This is a genomic window from Streptomyces sp., assembly GCF_031178505.1.
GTDB lineage: Bacteria > Actinomycetota > Actinomycetes > Streptomycetales > Streptomycetaceae > Streptomyces > Streptomyces gulbargensis.
Genome location: NZ_JAPSIW010000724.1, coordinates 1 through 3,512 on the forward strand (window position 1 = coordinate 1; position 3,512 = coordinate 3,512).

Annotated in this window: 3 protein-coding genes and 1 pseudogene; all 4 read right to left on the bottom strand. The window is 71.4% G+C overall.

Annotated features, from left to right (window positions below; translation table 11 throughout):
- Positions 1-1,078 (bottom strand): 2-oxo acid dehydrogenase subunit E2 (locus RIF68_RS31175; protein ID WP_309054623.1); only part of this gene is annotated, 1,078 nt, incomplete at its 3' end.
- Between the two features lie 269 nt (positions 1,079-1,347).
- The gene (locus RIF68_RS31180) at positions 1,348-2,400 is read right to left on the bottom strand and encodes an ATP-binding protein (RefSeq protein ID WP_309054625.1); all 1,053 of its coding nucleotides are present in this window, start codon (positions 2,398-2,400) and stop codon (positions 1,348-1,350) included.
- A gap of 107 nt (positions 2,401-2,507) precedes the next feature.
- On the bottom strand, positions 2,508-3,242 hold the full coding sequence (locus RIF68_RS31185; protein WP_309054624.1) for a response regulator transcription factor: 735 nt from the start codon (positions 3,240-3,242) through the stop codon (positions 2,508-2,510).
- Between the two features lie 60 nt (positions 3,243-3,302).
- A pseudogene (locus tag RIF68_RS31190) lies at positions 3,303-3,512 on the bottom strand (spermidine synthase); the annotation flags it as partial.

A 3,512-nucleotide genomic window follows, 5' to 3' on the forward strand; every position in this document is an offset into this window, starting at 1 on the left:
AGGTCGAGGTCAGGGTCATGACCTTGGAGATGCCCAGCTTGTTCAGGGTGTCCTGGGAGGTGCCCTGGAACTCGGCCGGGTAGTCCATGGAACCGACGCCCATGATGACCGACTGACCGGGCATCAGGCGCGGCACGGAGTGGACGGTGCCGAGGCCGCCGGGGTTGGTCAGGGAGACCGTGACGCCGGTGAAGTCCTCCATCGTCAGCTTGCCGACGCGGGCGCGCTTGACGATGTCCTCGTAGGCCTGCCAGAACTCGAAGAAGTTCAGCGTCTCGGCCTTCTTGATGCCGGCGACGACGAGCTGGCGGTCGCCGTTGGGCTTCACCAGGTCGATGGCGAGGCCGAAGTTGACGTGCTCCGGCTTGACCAGGGTGGGCTTGCCGTCCTTCTCCGCGTACGACCAGTTCATCGACGGCATGGCCTTGATGGCCTGCACCATCGCGTAGCCGATGAGGTGGGTGAAGGAGATCTTCCCGCCCCGGGCGCGCTTCAGGTGGTTGTTGATGACGATCCGGTTGTCGAACAGGAGCTTCACCGGGACGGCGCGGACGGACGTGGCCGTCGGCATGTCCAGCGAGGCGTTCATGTTCTTCGCGACGGCCGCGGCGGGACCACGCAGGGTGATCAGCTCGGGGCCGGCGGGGGCCTCGGTCGCCTCCGCGGCCTTGGCGGCCGGAGCGGCGGCCTTGGCCGGGGCCGGAGCGGCGGCGGGCTTCGCGGCGGCCGGGGCGGCGGGGGCCGCGGCCGGCTTCGGCTGGGCCGGTGCCGGAGCGGCGGCAGGGGCGGGTACGGCGGCGGCGGGAGCGGCAGGCGCGGCCTGTGCGGGGCCCGTCTGCGGCGCGGCCGGCGCGCTCGGCGTGGTGGCGGCCGGGGCGGCGGGGGTCTCCGACGCTCCGGGCTTGTAGTCGGCGAAGAAGTCCCACCAGGCACGATCGACCGAATTCGGGTCCTGGAGGTACTGCTGGTAGATCTCGTCGACGAGCCACTCATTGGCACCGAAGGCGGTCGCGGGGCTCTTGCCCGCCCCGTCTTGGTCGGTCGGGGAGCTCGGGGTACTGGGGGACTGAGACGACACGGCGGCAACCGCCCTCTTCCGCTTCACAAGGTGATGGACAGCGGAAATAAAGGCTACGCCTGTCCGGCCGGGAGGTGCAGGCCGGGCACTCCAACGTCGCGCAAGTCACACTTGACGCGGCGTTTCGGCGCCGTGAATGGCGGGAAACAAGCGTGGTTCCCCCTGTGTGAGGGTACGGAAAAACACGGCTACGGCCGCCTTCGGCCGCATCCCTGATCACGTCCTGCCCGCGAACACGCAGAACGTGTGCTTCCGGTTCGAACCCTACGTCAATCTCTGTAGGGAAGACTGCCCGGAAGAGTGACTCTGATGCGGCACCCGCGTGACGATTCGGCCACTCCGATCCCGCCGCCGTGGAGATCGACCGCCCACCGGGCGATGGCCAGACCCAGGCCGGTCCCGCCGTCGCTCCCCGGACCGTGCTGATTCGGCACCGTGCCCCGGTTGAAGCGCTCGAACACCTTGTGCCGCTCGGCCTCCGGGATGCCCGGCCCCTCGTCCTCGACCACCAGCTCCAGCGAGTCCGGGTACGGGCCGCGGCGGGCCCGGACGGTGACCCGGCCGTGCGGCGGCGAGTGCTTCACCGCGTTGTCGATGAGGTTCGCCATCACCTGGTGCAGCCGCTCCGGGTCCGCGTGCGCGGTCAGCTCGGGCGGCGACACGTCCAGGTGCAGGTGGACGTCCGTACGGCGGTGGAGGCCCGACGTCGACGACAGACCGCGCTGGGACGCGGCCAGGTTCGCCTCCCGCAGCACCCCGGAGAGGTACGGCCACACCTCGAAGCGGCGGGCCCGGAGCGTCACGACACCGTTGTCGAGACGTGACAGGTCCAGCAGCGTCTCCACCAGCCGGCCGAGGCGTTCCGTCTGCTTGAGCGCCGAGCGCATGGTCTCCGGATCGGCCTCGGAGACCCCGTCCACGACGTTCTCCAGGACGGCCCGGAGCGCGGCGATGGGGGTGCGCAGCTCGTGCGAGACATTGGCCACCAGCTCCTTGCGGTGCCGGTCGACGGCTTCCAGGTCGTCCGCCATGCGGTTGATGGTGGAGGCGAGGTCGCCCAGCTCGTCCCGCCGGTCCGCGCCCCGCACCCGGCGGCTGAAGTCGCCGCGCGAGATCGAGCCCGCCACCGTGTTCATCTCGTCCAGCGGCGCCGTCAGGGACTGCGCGACGAACTGCGTGATCAGCAGGGTCGCGATCATCGCGAAGATCGTGATGTACCGGAACTCGGTGGAGGTCCGGATCGCCACGAGGGCGAGCGCGGAGGTCAGCAGTACCGCGCCGACCACGAGGGCGCCCAGCTTGGTCTTGATCGAGATCGAGATCCGCCGCCCGGAGCGCCCGGCCGGGGGCCCGCCGGCCCGCGTGAGCCTGCCCGGCCGGCTCACGGCACGGTTCGGGACGCGGTTCGCGGCACGGTCCGCGGCGCGGCTCACGGCGCCGGGGTCTCCAGCGCGTACCCGACGCCGTGCACCGTACGGATCCGCTCGGCGCCGATCTTCCGGCGCAGCGCCTTGATGTGCGAGTCGACGGTCCTGGTGCCCGAGGCGTCCGCCCAGTCCCACACCTCGGCGAGGAGCTGTTCGCGGGAGAGGACCGCCCGCGGGGTGTTCGCCAGACAGACCAGCAGGTCGAACTCGGTCGGCGTCAGGTGCACGTCCTCGGACCGCACCCGCACCCGGCGCTGCGCGTGGTCGATCTCCAGCTCGCCCAGGCGCAGTATGCCGCTGCGCGGGGTCACCGCCGCCAGGGCGGCCCGCTCCACGCGGCGCAGCAGCACGTGCACCCGGGCGGCCAGCTCGCGCATCGAGAACGGCTTCGTCATGTAGTCGTCCGCGCCGACCCCGAGCCCGACCAGCATGTCGGTCTCGTCGTCGCGGGCGGTCAGCATCAGGACCGGGACCGGGCGCTGGGCCTGCACCCGGCGGCAGACCTCCAGGCCGTCGAAGCCGGGCAGCATCACGTCCAGGACCATCAGGTCCGGCTGCCAGGCCTCCGCGGCGTCGACGGCCGCGGGGCCGTCGGCCGCGGTCTGCACGAGGAATCCCTCGGCCCGCAGCCGGGCCGAGACGGCCTCCAGGATGGTCGCGTCGTCCTCGACGACGAGCACCCTGCGCTGGGCCCCCGGAGTGGCCGCACCCTGGTGAGTGGTGTGTGTCTGCTCCATTGCCCCGCCTCGCGTCGCCGATGTCGGTGCAGCAGCCTAGAGGTACCGGCGGCGTCCCGGCTACGCAGGCCTGATGCCGAGGTGGACCACGTCCGGGACGCCCCGGGCAACGGGGATCTCTTCGGTCCGTACCCCGCTGAATCCGGCATTCCGCAACGAGCTTTCGAAATCGGCGGAGGGCCGCGCGGACCACACGGCGAGCACCCCGCCGGGGTTGAGCCGGGCCGCGCAGGCCGCCAACCCCTCGGCGGCGTAGAGGGATTCGTTGTC

Coding starts and splice junctions, on each gene's coding strand:
- RIF68_RS31185 (WP_309054624.1), bottom strand. CDS start 3,242: ATGGAGCAGACACACACCACTCACCAGGGTGCGGCCACTCCGGGGGCC.